The sequence below is a fragment of the Novosphingobium sp. LASN5T genome, assembly GCF_003856955.1.
Lineage (GTDB): Bacteria > Pseudomonadota > Alphaproteobacteria > Sphingomonadales > Sphingomonadaceae > Novosphingobium.
Map to the genome: position 1 here is coordinate 24156 of NZ_RQSI01000019.1, position 19156 is coordinate 43311.

The 19156-nt window shown below is 67.7% G+C and carries 18 protein-coding genes and 1 tRNA gene; 10 read left to right on the forward strand and 9 right to left on the reverse strand.

The window, feature by feature from the left end; genetic code table 11:
• Nucleotides 1–5: 5 nt before the first annotated feature.
• On the reverse strand, nucleotides 6–1010 hold the full coding sequence (locus tag EH199_RS13660; RefSeq protein WP_124809852.1) for a ligase-associated DNA damage response exonuclease: 1005 nt from the start codon (nucleotides 1008–1010) through the stop codon (nucleotides 6–8).
• A gap of 194 nt (nucleotides 1011–1204) precedes the next feature.
• Between EH199_RS13660 and EH199_RS13665 the strand changes: the two genes are divergently transcribed.
• A complete protein-coding gene (locus tag EH199_RS13665) occupies nucleotides 1205–1723 on the forward strand; it encodes an EF-hand domain-containing protein (RefSeq protein ID WP_158453923.1) in 519 nt (172 codons plus the stop codon).
• A gap of 163 nt (nucleotides 1724–1886) precedes the next feature.
• Here the strand turns inward: EH199_RS13665 and clpA are convergent, their stop codons facing one another.
• Both clpA and EH199_RS13675 read right to left on the reverse strand, forming a co-directional pair.
• On the reverse strand, nucleotides 1887–4262 hold the full coding sequence (gene clpA / locus EH199_RS13670) for an ATP-dependent Clp protease ATP-binding subunit ClpA (RefSeq protein ID WP_124809854.1): 2376 nt from the start codon (nucleotides 4260–4262) through the stop codon (nucleotides 1887–1889).
• 191 nt (nucleotides 4263–4453) lie between these two features.
• Nucleotides 4454–4672 carry a DUF1192 domain-containing protein gene (locus EH199_RS13675; RefSeq protein WP_124809855.1) on the reverse strand — a complete coding sequence of 73 codons (219 nt, stop codon included), beginning with the start codon at nucleotides 4670–4672 and terminating at the stop codon, nucleotides 4454–4456.
• A gap of 100 nt (nucleotides 4673–4772) precedes the next feature.
• Between EH199_RS13675 and EH199_RS13680 the strand changes: the two genes are divergently transcribed.
• The 6 genes from EH199_RS13680 to EH199_RS13705 all read left to right on the forward strand — a co-directional run bounded on the left by EH199_RS13680 (nucleotide 4773) and on the right by EH199_RS13705 (nucleotide 10248).
• Nucleotides 4773–5795 (forward strand): NAD(P)H-quinone oxidoreductase, encoded by a 1023-nt coding sequence (locus EH199_RS13680; protein WP_124809856.1) that lies wholly within the window; start codon nucleotides 4773–4775, stop codon nucleotides 5793–5795.
• A 173-nt stretch (nucleotides 5796–5968) separates the two neighbouring features.
• The gene (locus tag EH199_RS13685) at nucleotides 5969–6649 is read left to right on the forward strand and encodes a DUF1013 domain-containing protein (protein WP_190287271.1); all 681 of its coding nucleotides are present in this window, start codon (nucleotides 5969–5971) and stop codon (nucleotides 6647–6649) included.
• Between the two features lie 179 nt (nucleotides 6650–6828).
• Nucleotides 6829–7626, forward strand: a complete 798-nt coding sequence (locus EH199_RS13690; RefSeq protein WP_124809858.1) for a crotonase/enoyl-CoA hydratase family protein — start codon at nucleotides 6829–6831, stop codon at nucleotides 7624–7626.
• 43 nt (nucleotides 7627–7669) lie between these two features.
• A complete protein-coding gene (locus EH199_RS13695) occupies nucleotides 7670–9055 on the forward strand; it encodes an RNB domain-containing ribonuclease (protein ID WP_124809859.1) in 1386 nt (461 codons plus the stop codon).
• 134 nt (nucleotides 9056–9189) lie between these two features.
• Nucleotides 9190–9263, forward strand: a tRNA-Cys gene (locus EH199_RS13700).
• 103 nt (nucleotides 9264–9366) lie between these two features.
• A complete protein-coding gene (locus tag EH199_RS13705) occupies nucleotides 9367–10248 on the forward strand; it encodes a TIGR00730 family Rossman fold protein (RefSeq protein ID WP_124809860.1) in 882 nt (293 codons plus the stop codon).
• A gap of 10 nt (nucleotides 10249–10258) precedes the next feature.
• On the opposite strand, the gene thiD is transcribed toward EH199_RS13705, so the two are convergent.
• From thiD to glmM, 3 genes are all read right to left on the reverse strand, one after another.
• A complete protein-coding gene (thiD, locus tag EH199_RS13710) occupies nucleotides 10259–11029 on the reverse strand; it encodes a bifunctional hydroxymethylpyrimidine kinase/phosphomethylpyrimidine kinase (protein ID WP_124809861.1) in 771 nt (256 codons plus the stop codon).
• A 28-nt stretch (nucleotides 11030–11057) separates the two neighbouring features.
• On the reverse strand, nucleotides 11058–11282 hold the full coding sequence (locus EH199_RS13715; protein ID WP_124809862.1) for a DUF1272 domain-containing protein: 225 nt from the start codon (nucleotides 11280–11282) through the stop codon (nucleotides 11058–11060).
• A gap of 202 nt (nucleotides 11283–11484) precedes the next feature.
• Nucleotides 11485–12822 (reverse strand): phosphoglucosamine mutase, encoded by a 1338-nt coding sequence (gene glmM, locus EH199_RS13720; protein WP_124809863.1) that lies wholly within the window; start codon nucleotides 12820–12822, stop codon nucleotides 11485–11487.
• A gap of 84 nt (nucleotides 12823–12906) precedes the next feature.
• Here glmM and EH199_RS13725 point away from each other — a divergent pair, with 84 nt between their 5' ends.
• Nucleotides 12907–14211, forward strand: a complete 1305-nt coding sequence (locus EH199_RS13725) for a dicarboxylate/amino acid:cation symporter (RefSeq protein ID WP_124809864.1) — start codon at nucleotides 12907–12909, stop codon at nucleotides 14209–14211.
• Nucleotides 14212–14348: 137 nt separating this feature from the next.
• Nucleotides 14349–14963: a superoxide dismutase gene (locus tag EH199_RS13730; protein WP_124809865.1), complete on the forward strand. Its 615-nt coding sequence runs from the start codon at nucleotides 14349–14351 to the stop codon at nucleotides 14961–14963.
• A 64-nt stretch (nucleotides 14964–15027) separates the two neighbouring features.
• Here EH199_RS13730 and EH199_RS13735 read toward each other — a convergent pair whose 3' ends face one another.
• The 3 genes from EH199_RS13735 to EH199_RS24410 form a co-directional block, all read right to left on the reverse strand.
• Nucleotides 15028–16224 carry an AI-2E family transporter gene (locus EH199_RS13735; protein WP_124809866.1) on the reverse strand — a complete coding sequence of 399 codons (1197 nt, stop codon included), beginning with the start codon at nucleotides 16222–16224 and terminating at the stop codon, nucleotides 15028–15030.
• A gap of 137 nt (nucleotides 16225–16361) precedes the next feature.
• Nucleotides 16362–17015: a sigma-70 family RNA polymerase sigma factor gene (locus EH199_RS13740; RefSeq protein WP_124809867.1), complete on the reverse strand. Its 654-nt coding sequence runs from the start codon at nucleotides 17013–17015 to the stop codon at nucleotides 16362–16364.
• Entirely contained in the window at nucleotides 17008–17166 is a 159-nt protein-coding gene (locus EH199_RS24410; protein WP_223806667.1) for a NepR family anti-sigma factor, read from the reverse strand. The genes EH199_RS13740 and EH199_RS24410 overlap by 8 nt, the downstream gene beginning before the upstream one ends.
• A 318-nt stretch (nucleotides 17167–17484) precedes the next feature.
• On the opposite strand from EH199_RS24410, the gene EH199_RS13745 reads away from it, so the two are divergent.
• A complete protein-coding gene (locus EH199_RS13745) occupies nucleotides 17485–19128 on the forward strand; it encodes a CHASE domain-containing protein (protein WP_190287267.1) in 1644 nt (547 codons plus the stop codon).
• Nucleotides 19129–19156 lie beyond the last annotated feature (28 nt).

Consider the following 19156-nt stretch of genomic DNA (forward strand, 5'->3'; position numbering starts at 1 on the left):
CCTTCTCAGTCATCCTCGTCCTCGTACCCCACCAGCGCCAGCGCGCGGGCCTTGCGCTGGTGCAGTTCGCACCAGCGCAACAGCGCTTCCTCGCGGCCGTGGGTGATCCAGGTTTCGGCCGGGTTCACCTGGGCGATCGTGGCGGTAAGTTCGTCCCAGTCGGCATGGTCGGAAATGATCAGCGGCAGTTCCACGTTGCGCTGGCGGGCGCGCTGGCGCACGCGCATCCAGCCCGATGCCATGGCGGTCAGCGGATCGGGCAGGCGCCGGCTCCAGCGGTCGTTCAGCGCCGAGGGCGGGCAGAGCACGATCGCGCCGGCCAGCGCGCCCTTGGGCGCATCGGACACCAGCCGCAGATCGCCCAGTGGCACGCCCTGTTCCTCGTACAGGCGGCACATCCGCTCCATCGCGCCGTGCAGCCAGAGCGGATCGTGAAAGCCCGCCGCGCGGAGTTCCGCGATCACCCGCTGCGCCTTGCTCAGGGCATAGGCGCCCACCAGCACGCAGCGATCGGGCTGCGCGGCGCGCGCGGCCAGCAGCCGGGCGATTTCCTGGCCGATCGGCGGATGGCGGAACACCGGCAGGCCGAAGGTCGCCTCGGTGATGAACAGGTCGCAGGGCGTGACCGCGAAAGGCGGGCAGGTCGGATCGGGCCGGCGCTTGTAATCGCCGGTCACCACCACGCGTTCGCCGGCATGTTCGAGCAGGATCTGCGCGGAGCCGAGGACGTGGCCCGCCGGCACGAACGTGGCGGTCACGCCGCCGGGCAGGGTGATCGGCGCGTGCAGCGGCGCGGGGAAAGCGCCCTCCGCCACGCCATAGCGCAGCGCCATGATCGCCAGCGTTTCGGGCGTGGCGATGGTGCGGCCATGCCCGCCCCGCGCGTGATCGGCATGGCCATGCGTGACCAGCGCGGTGCCCACGGCACGCGCGGGATCGATCCAGACGTCGGCCGGAACGATCCGCAGCCCGGCCGGCTCCGGGCGGATCCAGGAAAAATCTTCGGCCATTCATGCACGTCATGGCGCGTGCGGGCGATTCGGGCCAGCCGCCTGTTCGGGCAGCGCCGGCCGATGTGGAAGCCATGCGGGTCCCGGACAGGGCCCGTTCAGACTCGTCCGCTAGGGTGCGCGCCGTCCATCCCCCCGGTCTGGCCACCCCGGTCTGGCCGTCCTTGTCCGGCCGAACCCGAGGAGCCCCGACGATGACTCGCACCATTGCCAGGATCGCGTTGCTGGCGGGGCTGATCGCGCTGGCCGGGTGCGAGCACAAGGAAACGGGACCCGAGGAACAGGATACGCGCACCACCGCGCCGGTTGTGGCTGCCCCCGCCCCGGCGGTGACGGCGGTGCCGCCCACGGTCCACCCGCTGTCCGATTTCGCCACGCTCGACGCCAACCACGATGGCCGGATCTCGTCCGCCGAATATGCGCGGGCGGCGCAATCGCTGTTCGAGATGATCGACATGGAGCACGATGGCACCGTGACGCTGCAGGAACTGGAGGCGGCGCGCGGCGTGCTGGGCGATCTGGACGGACTGGACCCGAAGCGCATCCTCGCGCTCGCCGATGCCGATCAGGACGGCAAGCTGACGCTGGGCGAATGGATGGCGTTCAACAACGCGCGGTTTGACCGGATCGACGCCAACGACGATGGCTTCATCGATCGCGCCGAATGGAACGCGCCCCATCCCGCGCCGCCGGAGCCTTCGGCGATTCCCTGAGTATCGAAGGCGTTCCCACCCCCGACCCCTCCTGCTTGCGGGAGGGAAGCGAGACTTGCGCCGCCGGAGGCGGCGATAGTCGCAGCGGGGTGGGCTTTCGCCATGAAAAAGGGCGCGCCCCGCAGGACGCGCCCCTTCTGTTTCATCGAGGCTTCGGCCCGCCTTATTCGGCTTCGTCGGCGCTCGGTTCGGGCGCGGTGCCCGCCGATTTGCCGCCCTTGCGTTCCTTCTTCTTGACCAGCTTCGGCGCGGCCGGGGTCAGTTCGAAGGACAGCGCGCCGTCGGTGCCGGCTTCGTCCTTCAGGCTGACGTGGACCTCGCCGCCGTTGGCCAGCTTGCCGAACAGCAGTTCCTCGGCCAGCGGCTTCTTGACCCGTTCCTGGATGAGACGGGCCATCGGCCGCGCGCCATAGAGCCGGTCGTAGCCCTTCTTCGCCAGCCAGGCGCGGGCGTCGTTGTCGAACTGGATGTGGACGTTCTGTTCCGCCAGCTGGAGTTCGAGCTGGAGGATGAACTTGTCCACCACCCGGCTGACGACTTCGGCCGGCAGGTAGGCGAAGGGCACGATCGCATCGAGGCGGTTGCGGAATTCGGGGGTGAACAGGTTCTTCACCGCCTCGTCGCCCGCGTCGGCCTTGGACACGTCGCCGAAGCCGATGCCCTGCTTGGCCATGTCCGACGCGCCCGCGTTGGTGGTCATGATCAGGACCACGTTGCGGAAATCCACGGTCTTGCCGTGATGATCGGTCAGGCGGCCGTTGTCCATCACCTGCAGCAGGATGTTGAACAGGTCGGGGTGCGCCTTCTCGATCTCGTCGAGCAGCAGGACGCAGTGCGGCTGCTGGTCGATCGCGTCGGTCAGCAGACCGCCCTGGTCGAAGCCGACATAGCCCGGAGGCGCGCCGATCAGCCGGCTGACCGAATGGCGTTCCATGTATTCGGACATGTCGAAGCGCTGCAGCGGGATGCCCATGATCTGGGCCAGGCTGCGCGCCACTTCGGTCTTGCCGACGCCGGTGGGGCCGCTGAACAGGAACGAGCCGATCGGCTTGTCGGGATCGCGCAGGCCGGCACGGCTGAGCTTCATCGCGCTCGACAGCACCTCGATCGCCTTGTCCTGCCCGAACACGAGCCGCTTGAGATCGCGTTCGAGGTGTTCGAGCACCTTCTTGTCGTCGCTCGAAACCGACTTGGGCGGGATGCGCGCCATCGTGGCGATCACGGCCTCGATCTCGCGCGCGGTGATCGTCTTCTTGCGCTTGCTCGGCGGCACCAGCATCTGCATCGCGCCCACTTCGTCGATCACGTCGATCGCCTTGTCGGGCAGCTTGCGGTCGTTGATGTAGCGGGCCGAAAGCTCCACCGCGGTCTTGATCGCGTCGGCCGTGTACTTGACCTTGTGGTGATCCTCGAAGGCCGTGCGCAGGCCCTTGAGGATCTTGATCGTGTCTTCCACCGAGGGTTCGTTCACGTCGATCTTCTGGAACCGGCGCAGCAGCGCGCGGTCCTTTTCGAAGTGGTTGCGGAACTCCTTGTACGTGGTGGAGCCGATGCAGCGGATCGTCCCGCCCGACAGCGCGGGCTTGAGCAGGTTGGAAGCGTCCATCGCCCCGCCGCTGGTCGCGCCGGCGCCGATCACGGTGTGGATCTCGTCGATGAACAGGATCGCGTGCGGCATCTTCTCCAGTTCGGAGACGACCTGCTTCAGCCGTTCCTCGAAATCACCGCGATAGCGGGTGCCGGCCAGCAGGCTGCCCATGTCGAGCGAATAGATCACCGCGTTGGCCAGCACCTCGGGTACTTCGCCTTCGACGATCTTGCGCGCGAGGCCTTCGGCGATGGCGGTCTTGCCGACCCCCGGATCACCCACGTAGAGCGGGTTGTTCTTGGACCGGCGGCACAGGATCTGGATGGTGCGGTCCACTTCGGGGCCGCGCCCGATCAGCGGATCGACCTTTCCGCCCAGCGCCTTCTCGTTGAGGTTGACGCAGAACTGGTCGAGCGCGGAATCCTTCTTCTGCCCCTTGGCGTCGGCCTTTTCCTCCGGCTTGGGCTGGTCCTCGTCCGTGCCCTTGGGGTTGCGGCCTTCCACCTGCCGGCCGCCCTTGCCGATGCCGTGGCTGATGTAGCTGACCGCGTCGAGCCGGCTCATGTCCTGCTGCTGCAGGAAATAGACCGCGTAGGAATCACGTTCGGAGAACAGCGCCACCAGCACGTTGGCGCCGGTCACGGTATCCTTGCCGGACGACTGGACGTGCAGGATGGCGCGCTGGATCACGCGCTGGAACCCGGCCGTGGGCTGTGGATCGGCCTTTTCCTGCGTTTTCAGCGACTGGTATTCCTGATCGAGGTATTGGCGCACCACGTCGCCCAGGTCACCCAGGTCGACTCCGCACGCCTGCATTACCTGCGACGCATCGGGATCGTCGATCAGGGCCAGCAGGAGGTGCTCGAGAGTCGCGTATTCGTGGCTGCGCTCCGAGGCGTTGGCGAGCGCGGCGTGCAGCGTTTTCTCAAGGCTCTGTGCGAAACTGGGCATAGGCTCTTACTTTCTGGCTTGCGCCGGGTTGTCCCCGTTCTTCAAAAATGCACGGACATGGTTAACAGGGGCCAAACCAGCCGCGGAAAGGACACCGGAAAAGTGCCTTGAAAATGCACCGAAGCGGATCGCTGCGGTGACCATACGGGATATATGGGTATGCCGCCCGGAAAGAGGAAGGGCGGCCCGGTTCATCGCGGAGTGCCGTCCGGCGGAGAGCTTCGGAACAGCGCCTCGGCCGCGGCGCGGTGGGCCGAAGCCCGTTCCCGGTGCGCGGTAACCCGTTCGATTTCCTGCTTCAGCAACGCGATGCGCGCGTCGAGTTCGGCGCGCGAATAGGTGTCGAGCACTTCCCCGGCCAGTTGGCTGGCCAGATCGCCTTTGCGACGGGGGCGGTCTTCTTCATCCATTGCAATGCACAATCTTGGACGGCAAGTGCTTGCTGTCAACGGGGTGCGTGGCTAGTCCTTGCAATTGACGGGGGTTTCGTCGCGAAAAGGGGGCTGGACCATGGCGACAACGGTGTCGGAAACGATGACGGCGGTGGGCTTCGATGCCCCGGGCGGTCCCGAAGTGCTTCGCCCCGAAACCGTGCCGGTGCCCCGACCCGGCCCCGGGCAGGTCCTGCTGCGAGTCGCCTATGCCGGAGTCAACCGGCCCGACGTGATTCAGCGCCAGGGTTTCTACCCCCCGCCGCCGGGTGCGTCGCCGCTGCCGGGGCTGGAAGTGTCCGGGCAGGTCGCGGCCATCGGCGAGGGCGTGGTTACGCTGCTGCCGGGCCAGAAGGTCTGCGCGCTCGTCGCCGGGGGCGGCTATGCCGAATATTGCCTGGCCGAAGCCGGCCAGTGCCTGCCCGTGCCAGAAGCCCTGTCGATGGCGGAGGCCGCGGCGATTCCGGAAACCCTGTTCACCGTGTGGCACAACGTGTTCGAGCGCGGCTGGGCCAGGGAGGGCGAGACGCTGCTGGTCCATGGCGGCACCAGCGGGATCGGCTCGATGGCGATCATGCTGGGCAAGCTGTTCGACCTGACGGTGATCGTCACCTGCGGCGGGGCGGACAAGTGCGCGGCGGCGCTGGCCATCGGCGCGGACCACGCGATCGACTACAAGGAGAGCGACTTCGTTGCGGAAGTGGCGCGGATCACCGATGGCGCCGGCGTCCATATCGTGCTCGACATGGTGGCGGGCGACTATGTCGCGCGCAACCTCAAGTGCCTGCGCGACGATGGCCGGCATGTCACCATCGCGGTGCAGGGGGGCGTCCGGGCCGAGATCAACATGGCCGAAGTGATGCGCCGGCGCCTGACGCTGACCGGATCGACGCTGCGGCCGCGCTCGAACGAGTTCAAGGCGCTGCTGGCCAGCGAGATCATGGAGCTGGTGTGGCCGCTGGTAGCCGATGGCGCGCTGCGTCCGGTTATGGACCGTGTGTTTCCGCTCGCCGATGCCGCCGCCGCGCACGCGCGGATGGAATCGGGCGGCCATATCGGCAAGATCGTGCTGGCGGTGGGTGCTGCCGCGGATATCGGGTGACCCCTTCGCGCGGCGGATTTCCGGCGATATTTCCGAAGGTTGCTGGATAGAGCTTGCCGTTTTCGGGCGCGTGGCCTACATCGTCACTCTGCACGGCCGCTCCGCAAGGGGCGGCCCTTATTGTATCCGCATTCGGAGACTTTCCCGTGAGCAACCAGCCCGCGTATCCGCTGATGCCGCACGCGACGGCGTCCTGGCTTGTCGACAACACCGCGCTCACTTTCGAGCAGATTGCCGAATTCTGCGGCCTGCACCTCCTTGAAGTGCAGGCGATGGCGGACGATCTGGCTGGCGCGAAGTACACCGGCCGCGATCCCGTGCGCTCGGGCGAACTGACCCAGGTCGAGATCGAGCGAGGCCAGGCGAACGCCGAATATCGCCTGCGCATGCAGAAGGCCCCGCTGTCGGTCAACCGCACCAAGGGGCCGCGCTACACCCCGGTGTCGAAGCGCCAGGACAAGCCCGATGGCATCGCCTGGATCCTGCGTCACCACCCGGAAATCTCGGACGCGCAGATCGGCAAGCTGATCGGCACCACGCGCAACACCATCGCCGCGATCCGCGATCGCAGCCACTGGAACATCCAGAACATCAACCCGAAGGACCCGGTCACGCTGGGCCTCTGTTCGCAGCGCGAGCTGGACGGGCTGGTCGCCAAGGCGGCCAAGCGGGCGGGCATTACCGAAGAGGACGCCGGCGGCGACAACCGCCTGGGTTCGGATCGCGATGCGCTGATCGAGGAACTGCGTGCCGAGCGCGAGGCCCAGCACAAGGCCGCCGTGGAAGCCGCGCAGGAGGCCGAGGCCCGTGCCTGGCTCGAAGCGCGCCGCGCCGAAGGCGTGTCGGACAGCTAAGCCGCGTTCGAGGGATTGCACCAGAAGGGCCGCCGGGAGCGATTCCGGCGGCCCTTTCGCGTCTCCATCCGCGCCGTGGCATGGAGCGCGAAATGGTCCGGTCCTCGTCAATGCTCTGGACCGTCCGCGCCATTTGCGCGAACAAGGACGCCGGAAGAGGATAACAGCCGGATCACGCCATGAATTTTGCCGATCGCGTCACCATCACTGTCGAGAACCATGTCGCCCACGTCCTGCTGGACCGGGCGGACAAGCTGAACGCGCTCGATGACGCCATGTTCGGCGCCATCGTCGATGCGGGCCACGCCCTGTTCGACCTTGGCGGCGTGCGCGCCGTCGTCCTGTCCGGCGCGGGGCGGGCGTTCTGCGCCGGGCTGGACCTGGCGAGCATGGGCAACACCGATCGCTGGAAGGAGGGATCGCTGGTCGATCGCACCCACGGCAACGCCAACCGCGCGCAGGAGGCTGCGATGGTCTGGCGCAAGCTGCCGATGCCGGTGATCGCGGCGGTGCACGGGGTGTGCTTCGGCGGCGGGTTGCAGGTGGCGAGCGGGGCCGACATCCGCATCGTCGCGCCCGATGCGCGGCTGGCAGTGATGGAAGTGAAGTGGGGGCTGGTGCCCGACATGGCGGGCTACGCCCTGTGGCGCGGCAACGTGCGCGACGATGTGCTGCGCGAACTGACCTATACCCACCGCGAATTCGGCGGTGAGGAAGCGGTCCGGCTGGGCTTCGCCACGCATGCCGCTGCCGATCCTCTGGGCTCCGCCCTGGCGCTCGCGCACACCATTGCCGGCAAGAGCCCGCACGCGGTGCGCGCCGCCAAGCAGCTCAGCAACCGCGTTCCCGATCTGCCGGAGTCGGACGTGCTGCTGGCCGAAAGCGTGGCCCAGCAGGAACTGATGTACAGTCCGAACCAGCGCGAGGCGGTGCTGGCCGGGTTACAGAAGCGCGCCGCGGACTTCATCGATCCCTGATGGCGGCGAACACGGCACGCACGGTCAGGGCTGACTCCACACGATGAAGGCATTGCACGACCCGCAGGGCATCCTGTCGCAGGGCCTCGCCGCTATACGCGACCGCTTCCAGGTGCCGCAGGGTTTTCCCCCACCGGTGCTGGCGGCGGCCGAACAGGGGGCGAAGCGCGTGCCATCGCTTCACGTCGACCGGACGGCCGAGCCCTTCGTCACGCTCGATCCCGCCTCGTCCACCGATCTCGATCAGGCGTTCACCATCGCGCGATCGGGCGCGGACCTCGTGCTGCGCTATGCCATCGCCGATGTCGCGTGGTTCGTAGAGGATGGCGATCCCGTTGATGAAGAGGCATGGCGGCGCGGCGAAACGCTCTACCTGCCCGATGGCAAGGCCGGCCTCTATCCGCCGGCGCTGGCCGAAGCGGCGGCCAGCCTGCTGCCCGCGGGGCCACGCCCGGCCGTGGTCTTCACCGTTCGCGTCGCGCCGGATGGCGAGGCACGGCTGGACGGGGTGGAGCGCGCACTGATCCGCAGCCGGGCCAAGCTGGCCTATGCCACCGTGCGCGATGGCGATCTGCCGCCTGATTTCACCGAGCTGGCTGCGCGGGTCGCTGCCGCCGAAGCGCGTCGCGGGGCGGCGCGCGTCGATCCGCCCGAACAGGAAGTGGTCGCGCTGGGGCAGGGGCGCTATGCGCTGGCCTACCGCCCGCTGCTGCTATCCGAACGGCGCAATGCCGCGCTGTCGCTGGCGACCAACCTGGCCGTGGCGCAAGCCCTGCTGGCGCACGGCACGGGCCTGTTCCGCGTGATGGCCGGTCCCGACGACAAGGCGGTCGCGCGGCTACGGCAAACCGCGCTGGCGCTGGCGCTCGACTGGCCGGCGGCGATGCCGCTGGCCCAGTTCGAAAAGACGCTCGATCCGGCACAGCCCCGGCAGGCGGCGTTCATGATGGCGGTCCGCCGCGCCGGCAACGGCGCCGGCTATGCCCCGCTCCAGCCGGGCGTGCCGCCGTGGCACAGCGCCATCGCCGCCTCCTATGTCCACGCCACCGCGCCGTTGCGGCGGCTGGCCGACCGCTACGTGATCCGTGCGGCGCTCGCCGTGTGCCATGGCGATCCGGTGCCCGAAGCGGTGACCCGCGCCTTTGCTGCCCTGCCCGAGGTGATGGCGCGGGCCGACGCGCTGGCCGGGCGGGTCGAACGCGGCGTTATCGACCTGGCCGAAACCGTGATGCTGCGCGACCGGACCGGGGAGCGGTTCGATGCCGTCGTCACCGACAGCGAAGGCGATTCGGCGCGCATCCAGCTTGCCGGCCTGCCGGTCGTCGCGCGCGTCCGGGCGGCCGGCGTCCTTCCCGGTACCCGCATCATGGTGCGGCTGGACCAGGCGGACTCCGCCAACGGACGGCTGGCCTTCAGCCTCGCGTCCTGAACCGGCGCCACATCCGGCGCCACATCCGGCTTCGCGCCCGAAACCGATACCTGGCAAAAATCGGAAGAATCCGATTGCGGCCAACCGGCGTTCCGGCTAACCGCCCCTCTCTCCACGCGCTTGCCGCGCATCGAGGCCCGATGGCGGAGTGGTGACGCAGCGGACTGCAAATCCGTATACGCCGGTTCGATTCCGGCTCGGGCCTCCACTTCTCCCTATCGCGCGTTTCGCATCGCTCTTGGCAACCGCAGCGCGCTGCCGGACCAAGTTCGGCATTGCGCTTTGCCGCATGAATGACGACGTAGGCAGGCATGACTGAAGAAGAAAAGAACCGGGAGCTTATCAACCGGAAGTTCTACAAGGCCGAGCAGGAAGCGGGCTTTGTCGAATCCCACCCCAGAACAACCCCGCAGCAGCAGGATCCGGCCTATCGGCTGGCGTTCCGCGATACCGATTTCCTCCTGCGCGAGGAATTGCGGCCGGTGCGGTTCCAGCTCGAACTGCTCAAGCCCGACATGCTGCTGGACGAAGCGGGCATCGGCTCCACGCTGGTGATGTACGGATCGGCGCGGATTCCCTCGCCCGATCATGTCGAAGGGCTGCTGGCTGCTGCCACCTCGCCGGAGCGCAAGGCCGTGGCCGAGCGGCTCGCAGCCAAGGCGCACTATTACGAAGAGGCCCGCAAGCTGGCCGGCATCGCCAGCCGCTGCGCCGTGGTGGAAGACGGCAAGCGCCAGTTCGTGATCTGTTCGGGCGGCGGGCCTTCGATCATGGAAGCGGCCAACCGCGGCGCGGCGGAGGCAGGCGCGGAATCGATCGGGCTCAACATCGTGCTGCCGCACGAACAGGCGCCGAACGGCTATGTCACCCCGCACCTGTCGTTCCAGTTCCACTATTTCGCGCTGCGCAAGATGCATTTCCTGCTGCGCGCCCGGGCCGTCGCGGTGTTTCCGGGCGGGTTCGGCACGTTCGACGAATTCTTCGAACTGCTCACGCTGATCCAGACGGGCAAGATGAAGCCCATCCCGATCCTGCTGTTCGGCAAGGATTTCTGGAACCGCGTGGTGAACTTCGAGGCGCTGGCCGAGGAAGGCGTGATCAACTTCGACGACCTGAAGCTGTTCCACATGGTCGAAAGCGCCGAGGATGCCTGGCGCCACATCACCGGTTTCTACGACCTCGAATGCGAGTGAGCGGCCGGCCTCAGGGCCCGGGATCGAGGTCTTGGCGCACCGCCTGATGGCCCAGCGGGCCGTGCCCGGCGCCGAAACCGGGCGCGGCTTCCAGCGCGGCGCGCACGAAGCGGCGGGCGCCGTCCACCGCGTCCTCCAGCGCAAGGCCCCGGGCTAGCAGCGTGGCGATCGCGCTCGATAGCGTGCAGCCGGTGCCGTGGGTGTGGCGCGTGACGATGCGCGGCGCGGTCCAGACCCGCGGTGGCCGGCCGGGCACGGCAAGGCGGTCCACCACCGCGTCGCCATCGGCATCGCCGCCCTTGGCGATATAGGCGACGCCGCGCGCGCGCATCGCCTCGTCCCCGCCCAGCGCCGCGAGTTCGGGCACGTTGGGCGTGGTCAGCGTGGCCGCACGCATCAGCCGCTCGAACGCGGCGATCGTCGCCGCGTCGGCCAGCGCCGCGCCGCTGGTGGCGATCATCACCGGGTCGAACACCACCGGCACTTCCAGCCGTTCGACGCGATCGGCCACGACGGCGGCGATCGCGGGCGAACCGAGCATGCCGATCTTCACCGCATCGACGCCGATGTCGTTCAAGCAGGCATCGATCTGCGCGGCGACCATCACCGGATCGACCGGCAGCACGGCGTGGACGCCGGTGGTATCCTGCGCCGTCAGCGCGCAAATCGCGCTCATGGCATAGCCACCCAGCATCGTGATCGTCTTGATGTCGGCCTGGATGCCGGCGCCACCGCCCGAATCGGACCCGGCGATGGTGAGGATGCGGGGCGGGCGGATCATGGCTGCGGGCAAAGGAGGCTGCGGGCCATCACGCCTTGAACTTGCGCTCTGTGGACGGCGGATGCTTGGCGTGAAGCGCCTTGGCGCGCGTGGGCCGGTCCATCAGCTCGCCGCCGCAGTTGGGGCAGCGATCATCCAGTTCCTCGGCGCATTCGGCGCAGAAGGTGCATTCGAACGAGCAGATGAACGCACCGGGCGCCTCGGCCGGCAGGTCGGTTCCGCAGCGTTCGCAATCGGGGCGCATTTCCAGCATGGCCAGTTCCTTCCGCAAGGGCGCCTACTTCCCCGCCCACCCCCAACCCCGCCCGCAAGCGGGAGGGGAGCGAGACTTGCGCCGCCGCAGGTGGCGTTAGTCGCAGCGGGGTGGGCCTGTGGTTCGCACGGCTACCAACACCCACTGGCCGCGAAGCACAAAACCATGCCCCCGACAAGCGCGCCGTCAACAAGCGTGCGCGTTACGCCGCCTTGCGCACGGCGTCGCAGATCGCGTCGACCACGCGTTCCACTTCTTCGGCATCGTCGCCTTCGGCCATCACGCGGATGACCGGTTCGGTGCCGGACGGGCGGATGACCAGCCGGCCCTTGCCCGCCAGCCGCGCTTCGGCATCGGCGATCGCCGCCTTCACCGTGTCGGCCTCCAGTGGCTTGCCCCCGGCGAAGCGCACGTTCTTGAGCAGTTGTGGCACGGGATCGAACAGGTGGAGCAGTTCGCTGGCCGGCTTGCCCGAGGAGACCAGCGCCGCCAGCACCTGCAGCGCGGCGATCGTGCCGTCGCCGGTGGTGGCGTGATCGGCCAGGATCATGTGGCCCGATTGTTCGCCGCCCACGTTGTAACCGCCCTCGCGCATCTTCTCCAGCACGTAGCGATCGCCGACGGCGGTGCGGATCAGGTCCAGCCCCTTGCTCTTGAGGAAGCGTTCGAGGCCCAGGTTGGACATGACCGTGGCCACCACGCCGCCGCCGCGCAGTTCGCCGCGCGCGGCCAGCTGGCTGCCGATCAGCGCCATGATCTGGTCGCCGTCCACCGTCTGCGCCTTTTCGTCGACCACGATCAGGCGATCGGCATCGCCATCCAGCGCGATGCCGATGTCGGCGCGCACTTCGCGCACCTTGGCCTTGATCGCCTCCAGGTGCGTGGAGCCGACGTTGAGGTTGATGTTCTTGCCGTTGGGCTCGACGCCCAGCGTGATCACTTCCGCGCCCAGTTCCCACAGCGCGGAGGGCGTGACGTGATAGGCAGCGCCGTTGGCGCAATCGAGCACGATGCGCAGGCCGTCCAGCCGCACGTTGTCGGGCAGCGAAGCCTTGACCGCGTGGATATAGCGGCCGCGCGCATCCTCGATGCGGCGGGCGCGGCCGACTTCGGTGGCGTCGGCCAGCGGCAGGTCCTGCTCCAGCATCGCCTCGATCGCGAGTTCCGCCTCGTCCGACAGCTTGTAGCCATCGGGGCCGAACAGCTTGATTCCGTTGTCCTCGAACGGATTGTGGCTGGCCGAGATCATCACGCCCAGATCGGCGCGCATCGACCGGGTCAGCATGGCCACGGCCGGCGTCGGCATCGGCCCCAACAGCACCACGTCCATGCCCACGCTGGTGAACCCCGCCACCATCGCGCTTTCCATCATGTAGCCCGAAAGGCGGGTGTCCTTGCCGATCACCACGCGATGGCGGTGATCGCCCCGCTGGAAATAGCTGCCGGCGGCCTGACCGACCTTCATCGCCGTTGCCGCGGTCATCACCCCGGCGTTGGTCCGGCCGCGAATGCCGTCGGTGCCAAAGAACTTCCGTCCCATGAAAACCCTTTATCCCTGTTCGCGCGCTCTGGCGGGTCGCCGCGCATTGCGCTCTTGCCCTACACGATTAAATGTCACCAGCGCATGAACCAAGCGATTAACGATCCGTCATCGCCCTCCGCCTTGCCGCCGATCGCGCAAGTGCCGGCCCTGTGGACTTTCGCCGCGCTGACGGCGGGCCTGCTGGGCGGGCTGGCGTTGGCCTTCGCGGCGCCACAGGCGCTGCCCGCCGTGCTGGGCGTGGTGGAGCCGGTGGGCGACCTGTGGCTGCGCGCGCTGAAGGCCACGATCGTGCCGCTGGTGGCGGCGCTGCTGTTCACGGGCATCGTGCAGACGGTGGCGACGGCGCAGGCCGGGGCGATGGCGCGGCGCAGCCTGGGCGCGTTCCTGGCCTTCCTGGCGTTCAGCGCGGCGATGCCGATGGTGGTGACGCCCGCGCTGCTGGCGCTGCTGCCGATCCCGGGCGGGGCCGGGTCGGCGCTGCGCACCAGCCTTGCCGGCAGCGCGCCCGTGACCGGCGCCGTGCCGGGAATCGGCGAATTCCTGCGCTCGATCGTGCCGACCAACGTGATCGATGCTGCCGCCAACGACCGGATGCTGCCGATGATCCTGTTCATGGCGGTGTTCGCGCTGGCCAGCACCCGCATCGCGCGGCCGCAGCGCGAGATGCTGGCGACGTTCTTCGCCGCGCTTGCTTCCGCCATGCTGGTGGTGATCGGCTGGGTGCTGGCGCTGGCGCCGCTGGGCGTGTTCGCGCTCAGCCTGTCGGTCGCGGCGAAAAGCGGGACGTCGGCGATCGGCGCGCTGGCGCACTATGTGGTGATCGTGGTGCTCACGGGATCGGTGGTGTTCCTGGCCGGATACGCGATCGCGGTGCTGATCGCGCGCAAGCCGTTGATGGGCTTCGCCCGCGCCGTCCTGCCCGCGCAGACGCTGGGGCTTTCGACGCAAAGTTCGCTGGCCTCGCTGCCGGCGATGCTCGGCGCCTGCCGCACGCTGGGCCTGCGCGAAACCACCGCCGAATTCGTGCTGCCACTGGCCGTGGCGCTGTTCCGCGCGACCAGCCCGGCGATGAACCTTGCCGTCGTGATCTATGTCGCGCACTGGTATGGCGTGCCGCTGGCCCCGGCCCTGATCGTCTCGGGCTGGGCGATGGCGATCCTCGTCTCGCTCAGTTCGGTCAGCCTGCCCGGCACGATCAGCTTTGTGGCCTCGGTCGGCCCGATCGCCATCGCCATGGGTGTGCCGGTCGAACCGCTGGCGCTGCTGGTGGCGGTGGAAGTGCTGCCCGATCTGATGCGCACGCTGGGCAACGTGACGATGGACGTGGCGATCACCGCGGTGATCGATCGCGCAGCGGGAACAGGGGGAGACGAGGAGCCACGGTAATCGGCAAACGCACCATCGCTGATTAGAAAAAATCGCTGGAAAATCGGCGCGAATGCCATAGGCGGCGGGCAACCAAACGTCTTCCCGGGCGTTGGTTGCACGAACCGTTTTCTCCCCACGATCGATCTGGAGCGACCATGGCCATTTCCCTGATTACCCTGCCCTATGCCGAAGACGCGCTGGCTCCGGCCATTTCCGCGACCACCGTGCAGACGCACCATGGCAAGCATCACCGCACCTATGTCGATCGCACCAACACCGCGATCGAGGGTGGCGACCTGGCCGACAAGCCGCTGGAAGACATCATCGCCGCCGCCGAGGCCAAGGGCGACAAGGGCCTGTTCAACAATTCGGCGCAGACCTGGAACCACGGCTTCTACTGGTTCAGCCTCGCCCCGACCTCGGCCGCGCCGACCGGCGATCTCGCCGCCGCCATCGAAAGTTCGTTCGGCTCGTTCGACGCGCTGAAGCAGGAACTCGCCGCGCAGGGCACCGCGCACTTCGCGTCGGGCTGGGTGTGGCTGGTCGAAAAGAACGGCAAGCTCTCGGTCGAACAGACCCATGATGCCGCCACCTACACCACGCTCAGCGGCAATCCGCTGCTGGTGATCGACCTGTGGGAACACGCCTACTATCTCGACCACAAGAACGTGCGTCCGAACTACCTCAAGGACGTGATCGACAATCACCTGAACTGGGAATTCGCGGCCGAGAACTTCGGCCGTGGCGCGCTCTGGACCTATCCGGCCTGATCGCCCCAGTCCGGACGAGACAGTCCGGACGAGACAGGCTGACGATATGCGCAGGGCCGGCCCGTCAGGGCTGGCCCTGTTCCGTTTCGAAAGACGCGTGCCCCGGCGATGGCATCGGCCCCTCCGGCTCCACCGTGTCGATGCCCGGCTCGAACAGCGGTTCCCCGAACAGGAAGCCCACCACGTTGGGGTGCCCCAGATGCTCCAGCAGCGCCGAAATGGTCAGCAGGATGGGGACCGACAGCAACGCGCCCAGCACGCCCCAGATCCACGTGAAATAGCTGATCGCCAGCAGGATCGAGACGGGATTGACGGTGAAGCGCGCGCCCAGGATCGAGGGCGTGACCAGATTCGATTCGATCGCGTGCAGGCCCAGGTAAAGCAGCATCGGCAGCAGCCCCAGCGCCACGGTGGAGGCGGTGCCCAGACCCACCAGCGCCAGCAGCGCCATCATCGTCAGCGGTCCGATATAGGGCAGGAAATTGAGCACGAAGGCCAGGCCGCCCCACATGATCGGCGCGGCGAGGCCATAGCCCCAGGCGCCGCCCGCCACGATCAGCCCCACCCCCAGGTTGATCTGCGCCACCGTGAGCATGTACGAGGCCACGCGGTCCTGCACGTCACGCATCACCTTGGCCATCCGCACCGACGCGCCGAAGCTGTGCCGGTCAAGCAGCAGGCGCCGCTTCATGCGGATGCGCGCCTCGATCATGAAAAAGGCCATCAGCAGCGTCAGCAGCGTTTCCAGCACCACGCTGGGCGTGGCGAATGCGACCTGTTCGATCACCGATGGCCCGGCCAGCACGACCTCGCGCGCGGGATGGCCGGCGATGCGCCCCAGTTGCCGGTTGATATCGCCCAGCCACGCGAAGTTGTCGCGCAGTTCCGCCGACCGCTGGCTGATCTGCCGCACCAGTTGCGGGACCTGATCGACCATGACGAAGGCCGGTTGCAGGATCAGCGTCAACGCGGCGACGATCACCGCGATCATGGTGACGATCGCCACAAACGAGGCGAGCATGTTGGGCAGGCCCAGCCGGACCAGGCGATCCGCCAGCGGCGACAGCACGATGGTGAAGATCATCGCCGTTACCGGTGGCAGGAATACCACCGATCCGATCGACAGTACGAAGGGTAGCGCCAGGAACAGCCCGGCGCCCAGCAGCAGCAGGATTGCCGATTGCAGGCGCGCCTGTGGATCGGCAGCCGCATCGGCGCCTGCTGCGGGAACGGTGGCGGGTCGGTCTTCAGGCTGCGGCACGGCACGCGCTTTCGGATAGGATCGCTGACACCCTACGCAAGGGTGCCGCGCCGGTTCAAGCCCCGCGATGGTCGGCCATGGGGTCGATCCCGCGATCTATCCTGCCCACCCGGCGCTGCCGCCGGGCGCGGTCACGCTTACGCGCCGGACTGCACCGATGCGTCCAGTTCCGCCATGATCGCATCATGGGCCACATCGTTTCCGCTGCGGCGCGGCAACTGCCCGCTTTCGATCATCTGCGCCAGCGCGGCGCGGGCGCGTCCGACGCGGCTCTTGATGGTTCCCACCGCGCACTGGCAGATCTGCGCCGCTTCTTCGTAACTGAAGCCGCCAGCGCCCACCAGCAGCAGCGCCTCGCGCCGTTCCGGGGGCAGCGTCAGCAGCGCCCGGTGCATGTCCGAAAGGTGGAGCGGCGCTTCCTGCCCGGCGGGGGCCACGAGGATGCGCTCGGCCACGACTTCGTCGTAGTCGGCGCGAAAGCGGTTGCGGCGCATATCGGTGAGATAGGCGTTGCGCAGGATCACGAAGGTCCAGGCGCGCATGCTGGTGCCCGGCTCGAACCGGTCCTGCGCCGCCCACGCCTTGAGCAGCGTTTCCTGCACGAGATCGTCGGCAAGGTCGGGCCGTCCGCACAGCCCCCGCGCGAAAGCGCGAAGGTGGGGGATCACAGCGGTCAGTTCGCGCTTGAACGACGCGGCGTTGGAAGAGGTCGCGTCCTTTCGGGGTGCGTCGTCTCCGTTCGTCACGCGTTCACGCCGGCCGCTCTCCGGGATCCGGGCGGGCTCAGCCATGCTGGTCGTCATCAAGCTGGTCAAGCAGGCGCGCGAAGCTGTCGGGCAACGGTTCCTCCACGACGGAATCGTAAAGACGCTTCAATCCTTCGGCCCATTCGGGCTTCGTGGACTTCGCACCGGGCCGATGAGGCGCATCGAGGGACTTCATGGGTTTCTCTTTCGGCATTCGTTCTTGCGAGCCTCCCCCCCTTTGAGGATCATGGCAAAAAGGATCCGCAACGCGGCGATGTGAGCATTAGCCCGCCACGGAGCCGGCAAGCCAGCGATCATGACGGGACGTTTGATTGTGGAACGAAACCGGCGGCGGGAAGTTCCCCCGAAATTGCCGGGAACGCCCGATCGGGCAAGACATGGACCCGTGCGCCGGCCATAAACGTTTGGCATGGTAGTCTGGCACGATCATCGACGGTGATCAGCCGCAAGCAAGGATAACAAGCGGGTGGAGACACGCCTGTCGCGCAGGACCATGAAGTCACGCTGGTATGCCCGGTTTCCCCGGGCCGTGCCGGTGGGGATTTTCGTGCTGACGATGGCGATCACCGGCGTCAGCGTCTATGCGATCGAGCGCGCCGAACGGCAGCGTGAAACCGCGCAACTCGGCCAGATCGCGCAGTCCGTGGCGTCCGGCCTCGAACGGCGCGCCAATGCCAGTTCCGCCTATCTGCGGTCGGGCGCCGCGCTGTTCGCGACGCAACGCGTGGTCGAAGCGCCGCTGTTCCAGACGTTCATTGGCCAGTTGCATCTCAACGGCACCTATGCCGGTTCCGACGGTATCGGCTGGGCCATGAAAGTGAACCGGCAGGATATCCCCACGGTGGAGGATGTGATCCGCCGCAACGGTGATCCCGCCTTTGCCATCCGTCCCCGTCCGGCGGCAAGCGCACGCTTCGTGGTGCCGATCATGTATCTCCAGCCGGACAGCGAGCGGAACCGCCGCGCGATCGGCTTCGACATGCATTCCGAGCCCGTCCGTCGCAGCGCGATGCAGACCGCGGAACGCCTGGGCCGCCCCACCGCGACGGGCAAGGTCGTGCTGCAACAGGAAGGCCCCGGCGGCGGTTCTCCCGGATTTCTCATCTACATGCCGGTCTATGGCCTGGGCGGAACGCGGGTCGAACAGAACCTGCGCGGGTTCGTCTATAGTCCGTTCAACGCCCGCCAGTTCCTGGAAGCCTCGATCGACACGGTCAGCATGGAACCGGCGGGCATTCGCCTCTACGATCAGGCCGTCGCCCCGGCCAACCTGCTGGCGGAAGTGCCGCTGGCCAGCCGCTCGGGCCTTGTTGCCCGCCGCGCGATCGATCTCGCCGGCCGGCGCTGGGTGCTGGAAGTGGAAGCGCCGGCTTCGGCCATGCTCAGCGGCATGTCGGTAATGACCTTGCTGTTCGGGTTGCTGGTGGCCACCCTGCTGCTGGTCCTCGCGCGCGTGCTGACGCACCAGGCTTCCGAAGACCGCGAGGCGCTGGCCTGGTTCGAGCAGCAGGCCTCGATCCGCAACTCGCTGACGCGCGAACTGAACCATCGGGTCAAGAACACGCTGGCCAACGTGCTGTCGATCATCGCGCTGACACGCCGGCGCGCGACCAGCCTCGACAGCTTCGCGGACAGCCTTGAGGGACGCATTCGCGCGCTGTCCGCCACGCACGACCTGCTCACCCAGTCCGAATGGGGCGCAACGCCGATCCGCGCGATCGTGAAGGCCGAAATGGCGCCTTACGCGCAGGATGCGGAACGCCACCTTGTTCTGGACGGGCCGGACGTGGATCTTGCCCCGAACGACGCGCTTTCGCTCGGCCTTGCCATTCACGAACTGGCGACCAATGCCGCCAAGTATGGTGCGCTAAGCGTGGAGGATGGGCAGGTGTCGGTGCGCTGGGCGATGGTCGCGGATAATCTGGCCCGGATCGAATGGCAGGAGCGCGGCGGCCCGGCGGTTTCGATGTCCGGGCGCCGCGAACGCGGCTTCGGCACCGATCTGATCGAGAAGATCGTCGCGCACGAACTGCGCAATCCGGTCGATCTGCGCTTCGATCCGGAGGGGGTGTCCTGCACGCTGACCGTGCCGGTGCGCCGTCGCGGCGATTTCGCGATCCGCGAGAGCAAGGCCTAGGACCGGGACCCATTGCAGGCGCCCGCTA